Annotated in this window: 4 protein-coding genes and 1 pseudogene; 4 read left to right on the top strand and 1 reads right to left on the bottom strand. The window is 64.3% G+C overall.

Going from position 1 to position 4,122, the window contains the following annotated elements:
* The 4 genes and pseudogenes from HKL97_RS11070 to HKL97_RS11055 all read left to right on the top strand — a co-directional run.
* Positions 1 to 474: pseudogene (locus tag HKL97_RS11070) on the top strand (cysteine desulfurase); the annotation flags it as partial.
* A 30-nt stretch (positions 475 to 504) separates the two neighbouring features.
* Positions 505 to 834, top strand: coding sequence for a ferredoxin family 2Fe-2S iron-sulfur cluster binding protein (locus HKL97_RS11065; protein ID WP_291425289.1), 330 nt, complete (start codon positions 505 to 507; stop codon positions 832 to 834).
* Between the two features lie 8 nt (positions 835 to 842).
* Positions 843 to 1,889 (top strand): tRNA 2-thiouridine(34) synthase MnmA, encoded by a 1,047-nt coding sequence (gene mnmA, locus HKL97_RS11060; protein WP_291425288.1) that lies wholly within the window; start codon positions 843 to 845, stop codon positions 1,887 to 1,889.
* Between the two features lie 110 nt (positions 1,890 to 1,999).
* Positions 2,000 to 3,178 carry a Hint domain-containing protein gene (locus HKL97_RS11055; protein WP_291425287.1) on the top strand — a complete coding sequence of 393 codons (1,179 nt, stop codon included), beginning with the start codon at positions 2,000 to 2,002 and terminating at the stop codon, positions 3,176 to 3,178.
* Between the two features lie 50 nt (positions 3,179 to 3,228).
* Here the strand turns inward: HKL97_RS11055 and HKL97_RS11050 are convergent, their stop codons facing one another.
* Positions 3,229 to 3,951: an EAL domain-containing protein gene (locus tag HKL97_RS11050; RefSeq protein WP_291425286.1), complete on the bottom strand. Its 723-nt coding sequence runs from the start codon at positions 3,949 to 3,951 to the stop codon at positions 3,229 to 3,231.
* Positions 3,952 to 4,122 lie beyond the last annotated feature (171 nt).

The following is a 4,122-nucleotide window of genomic DNA, read 5'->3' as shown; positions in this document are numbered from 1 at the left end:
GAGCCGGATTTGCGCGGCGGCGGGCAGGAGTTGGGCCGGCGCGGCGGCACGCCGGCGCTGCCCGCCATCGCCGGGATGGCGGCGGCGCTGGGCGGTGGGTATGAGGCGGCGCGGATTGCGGGGTATCGCGATGAAATTGAAGCGTTTTGCGTGCGTCTTGGCGCGGTGGCGCTGGGCGCGGGCGCGAACCGGCTGGTGAACACCTCCTGCCTGGCGCTGCCGGGGGTGCGGGCGCAGACGCAGTTGATCGCGCTGGATATGGCGGGGGTTGCGGTTTCCGCCGGGTCCGCTTGTTCATCGGGCAAGGTGGCGCAAAGCCATGTGTTGGAAGCGATGGGCGCGGGGGCGCTGGCGGGGCAGGCGATCAGGGTTTCGCTGCCTTGGAATGCGCCGCCGGAGGTGGTGCCGGGGTTTTGCGGCGCATATGAGGCCATGGCAATGCGCGCCTTGCATGGACGTGCCGGTTGCGCTTGAAGGGCGCTGGATTTTCTGAGGGTTTTTGCGATGCCGAAAATGACGTTTATCGAGCGCAACGGGGTTGCGCGTGAGGTTGAGGCCCCTGTGGGGCTTTCCGTGCTGGAAGTGGCGCATAAGCATGGCGTGGATATTGAGGGCGCGTGCGAGGGATCGCTGGCCTGCTCGACCTGCCATGTGATCGTGGACCCGGCCTGGGCCGGGAAGCTGGCGAAGGCGAGCGAGGATGAGGAAGATATGCTGGATCTGGCGTTCGGGCTGGAGAAGACTTCGCGGCTGGGGTGCCAGATTGTGATCTCCGAGGCGCTGGACGGGCTGGTTGTGAAGCTGCCCTCGGCGACCCGAAACGCGGCGGGATAGGCACGGGCATGAGAATTGTGGTCGCGATGTCCGGTGGGGTCGATAGCTCGGTGGTGGCCGGGCTGATGGCGCGCGCCGGGCATGAAGTGATCGGCGTGACGTTGCAGCTCTATGACCATGGTGCGGCGGTGGGGCGCAAGGGCGCGTGTTGTGCGGGGCAGGATATTCGCGACGCCAAGCGCGTGGCCGATACGCTGGGGATCGCGCATTATGTGGTGGATGCGCAGGCGCGGTTTCGTGACAGCGTGATGGCCGCGTTTGCCGACAGCTACGCCAGCGGGCAGACGCCGGTGCCGTGCATTGCATGCAACCAGCATCTGAAGTTTGGCGATCTGCTGGAGATGGCGCGCGATTTGGGCGGCGAGGCGATGGCGACCGGGCATTATGTGCGCAGGCTTGAAGGCCCGGGCGGGGCGCAGATGCATCAGGCGGTGGATGAGAGCCGGGACCAGAGCTGGTTTCTGGCGGCGACGACGCGCGCGCAATTGGAGTTTTGCCGGTTTCCGCTGGGCGATTATGCCAGCAAGGCGCAGGTGCGCGCCGTGGCGGCCGAGATGGGGCTGGTGGTGGCCGAGAAGGCTGATAGCCAGGATATCTGCTTTGTGCCCACCGGTACCTATGCCGGGGTTGTGGAAAAATTCCGCCCGGACGCGTTGAGCGAGGGCGAGATTGTGAGCGAGGATGGGGTGGTGCTGGGGACGCACCAGGGCATCGCGCGGTATACCGTGGGCCAGGCCAAGCGGCTGGGCAACGCGGCGGCGCATATGGTGGTGAAGAAGATAGAGCCGGGGACGCGGCGCATTGTGGTGTGGCCGCGCAGGGTGGAGAGCCTTGAGGTGCGGCTGCGCGATGTGAACTGGCTGATCGACGCGCCCGAGGGCGGGATTTCGGCCGGGGTGAAGATGCGGGCGCGGGATTCTGTGCATGCCGCGCGGGTGGTGCCGCAAGGGAGCGGGGCGATGCTGCTGCTGCAAGAGCCGGCCTTGGCCGCGCCTGGGCAGGCGGCGGTGTTTTATGACGGGTCGCGGGTGCTGGGCGGCGGGTTTATTGTTTGATTAACTGGGCGGAATACAATCTAGGGTAAGTTTAGGGCGCGACGGCGCGGATTTTTTATTGTAGGTTGTCTCACATTCCCGGATACTGCGTTGTAATGGCAGGAAATTGAATGACGAACGTCAGCATCACTTCGAGCGGCACCTATACCTTGGCCACGCCGCTGACCAACGGCACGAATATCGACTTCCTGAACAATGGCGGAACGGTGGGGGGTGTGCTGATCCTCACGGACAACGCGCAGGGCAGCGCGTTCAACATCACCACGCAGATAACGGCCGGTACGATCAGCGGTTACGGCGCCAACATCGGCGGCGGGATTCTGAATTTTCAAGCAGGCAGCTTTGGCATCGCGGGCGACCAGATCACCATTCAGGCGGTGGCGGATTTGTTTGCCTCGTTGTTCGTGGGCGGCACGCTGAACACGGATTACAAAACGCTAGTTGGTGATATCACCGAGGCGGCGCTGAGCGGCGGGCATATTCTGGTGCTGCCGGGCGGGACGGTGGATGGGTTGCCGTTCATCAATCCTTTCACGCTGGATGCGGCGCAGCAGCTGGTGATCGGCGAGGTGGCGGGGGCGCTGTTTGGCACGGCGGCCAGCGTGGACCATGCGACGCTGGATATCGGCTTCAACACACGTGTGAACCCGAACAGCAACACGCCGCTCGTGGATGCGATTTTTACCACCAATGCAACAATCAACCCCTGTTTTGCCGCCGGGACGCGGATTTTGACGTCGCGCGGGGAGGTGGCGGTAGAGGCGCTGGGCGTGGGGGATGTGGTGATCACCCATGCGGGTGAGGAGCAGCCGGTTGTGTGGATCGGCAGGCGGGCGGTGGAGATTGGCGCGCAGACGCGGCCTGAGGCGGTGCGTCCGGTGGTGATTGAGGCCGAGGCGCTGGGCGAGGGCGTGCCGGGGCGGCGGCTGGTGGTCTCACCGGACCATGCGCTGTTTTTGGATGGCGTGCTGGTGCCGGCGAAGGAATTGTTGAACTGGACGACCATTCGCCAGGACAATGCGGTTGAGCGGGTGACGTATTATCATGTGGAGCTGGCGCGCCATGATGTAATTTTTGCCGAGGGCGCACCGGTTGAGTCGTATCTGGATACCGGGCATCGCGGAATTTTTGATAATGCGGCGGAGAGCGTGGTGGCGCTGCCGGCGGTGATGCAGCAGCGCCGCGAGGCGGAGGGGTGCGCGCCTTTGTGCCTGGGCGGGCCGGTGCTGGCGGAGATCAGGCGTAAGATCGCGGGGCGGCAGGTGGGGGTCAGGCTGGCTGCGCTTTAGATCAATATTGATCGTAAAACATAAGGTAGAGCGTGATTGACGTGAGGCAATCATGCTCTCGCGGCGGCGAGATATTGCCGCAACCCGGCGGCGGGGAGCGGGTGCGAGAAGAGGTAGCCCTGGCCGTGGGTGACGCCGCGGGCGCGCAGGCTGTCGCGCAGCTCGGCGGTTTCGATGCCTTCGGCGATGATGTCCTGACCTTTGGCGGTGGCCTGGGCCACCATGGCACGGATGAATTCCTGGTCGGCCGGGTGCGTGCTGATGACGACGCTGCGGTCCAGCTTGATGGCGCGGATCGGCATGTTCAGCAGGGCGGCAAGGTAGGGCATGCTTGGGGTGATGTCGTCCAGGGCCAGGCCGTAGCCGGCGGCACGCAGGGTGGTGATGACGGCGCAGGCGGCTTTGAGGTTGTGGACCGGGTGGCGCTCTGTCAGCTCGAAGTGGATGTTGTTGGCGGGCAGGCTGGTGCTGGCGCGGATCAACTCGATGCGGGCGGCGAGATCGGGGTGGAGCATCGCGTCCAGCGGCAGGTTGATGGCGATGTGGAGGTTTTGCGCGGCGAAACCGTGCTCGGTGTATTCATCGAGCGCGCGCTGCATGATGCAGGCGGTAAGGTGCATGGAGCGCTCGGCGCCGGTCATCGCCTCGACCACGGTTGCGGCGCCGCCGAGGGTGCCGTTGGTGCCGGCGGTGCGGGCCAGGACCTCGGCATAGGCCGGGCGCAGATCGGCGAGCCGGATGATCGGCTGGTAGAAGATGCGGATCGAGGCCATGAGAGCCTGATCGGAGACTAGGTTATGCATCGTCTAAAAAACCGCACCATCAATAAAATAAAGGCAACATTAACTTTGTAGCAAAGTTAACGAAACGATGCGAGTTAATTCAAACGGGTGTGGATGCGGCTCATTCAGGGTGGGAGATGCCAGCTTTCGCTGGCATGACGG

It is taken from the genome of Acidocella sp. (assembly GCF_013044125.1).
GTDB lineage: Bacteria > Pseudomonadota > Alphaproteobacteria > Acetobacterales > Acetobacteraceae > Acidocella.
Note: the sequence above shows the minus strand (reverse complement) of the source record. Positions and strands in the feature narration are given on the sequence as shown.

What these genes read in the sequence shown, in the direction of transcription:
- mnmA (WP_291425288.1), top strand. Translation starts at nt 843, where the DNA reads ATGAGAATTGTGGTCGCGATGTCCGGTGGGGTCGATAGCTCGGTGGTG.
- HKL97_RS11055 (WP_291425287.1), top strand. Translation starts at nt 2,000, where the DNA reads ATGACGAACGTCAGCATCACTTCGAGCGGCACCTATACCTTGGCCACG.
- HKL97_RS11050 (WP_291425286.1), bottom strand. Translation starts at nt 3,951, where the DNA reads ATGGCCTCGATCCGCATCTTCTACCAGCCGATCATCCGGCTCGCCGAT.
- HKL97_RS11065 (WP_291425289.1), top strand. Translation starts at nt 505, where the DNA reads ATGCCGAAAATGACGTTTATCGAGCGCAACGGGGTTGCGCGTGAGGTT.